Genomic DNA, 719 nt, shown 5'->3' with positions numbered 1-719 from the left:
TTATAATAATTTGAGACACTTTTTATTTATAGAATTATTATACTTAAAGTCCATATTAATAATTAGAAAAAACTATGTTTCTTTCAATAATCCCTAGGGGTAAAAGCTATATAGCATAATACTATCAAATAAGAGTCAAGAAATTTATTTATAAAAATTATTGTCTCTAAGCATCTGGGCATATTTACGGTTAATTAAAAACTGCTTCAATTCAGTTAAGCACAAAAACAAAATAGCTCTATTCTCAAATTCCATTCTGTTTATAGGTAGCGGTTGGTTTTTCATACTGAGCATTAGTCTATTCAGTTCTTCAAGAAGTGGATTTACAGTTTCAGCTTCAAATGCAGTATGACCTATTTTATGTATAAAAGCAGATAGAATATGAGCTTGTGGTGGTGCACAACTTAATTGAGATACATGACTATACAAGTTTTCTAAGATATCACGTTGGCTTTTTATAATATCCATATGGTCTAAGAAAAATCTAGTGTCACTTAATAAACTATTGTTAATATTATCATAAGCTTCGGAAATATTACTATCAATAAGTAAGTTTAAGGTATGTAAATCCTTATTATATCTATTTTCATTTTTAGGATTTACAATAAGATCTGCAATATCTATAAGTACAGTGCTTACTTCTTCTTGTAACTTTTTTTTGACCTTCATATATTTTATTTATATTTGTTGGAATATACATATTTATTATGACACCTATT

At 26.4% G+C, this 719-nt stretch carries 1 protein-coding gene; it reads right to left on the bottom strand.

Translation table 11 applies throughout. The features are described from left to right. Positions 1–144: 144 nt before the first annotated feature. Entirely contained in the window at positions 145–669 is a 525-nt protein-coding gene (locus BN899_RS07460) for a hypothetical protein (protein WP_242824122.1), read from the bottom strand. Positions 670–719: the final 50 nt, after the last annotated feature.

This window comes from Faecalimicrobium dakarense (assembly GCF_000499525.1).
Lineage (GTDB): Bacteria > Bacillota > Clostridia > Peptostreptococcales > Peptostreptococcaceae > Faecalimicrobium > Faecalimicrobium dakarense.
Note: the sequence above shows the minus strand (reverse complement) of the source record. Positions and strands in the feature narration are given on the sequence as shown.

Coding starts and splice junctions, on each gene's coding strand:
- BN899_RS07460 (WP_242824122.1), bottom strand. CDS start 669: ATGAAGGTCAAAAAAAAGTTACAAGAAGAAGTAAGCACTGTACTTATA.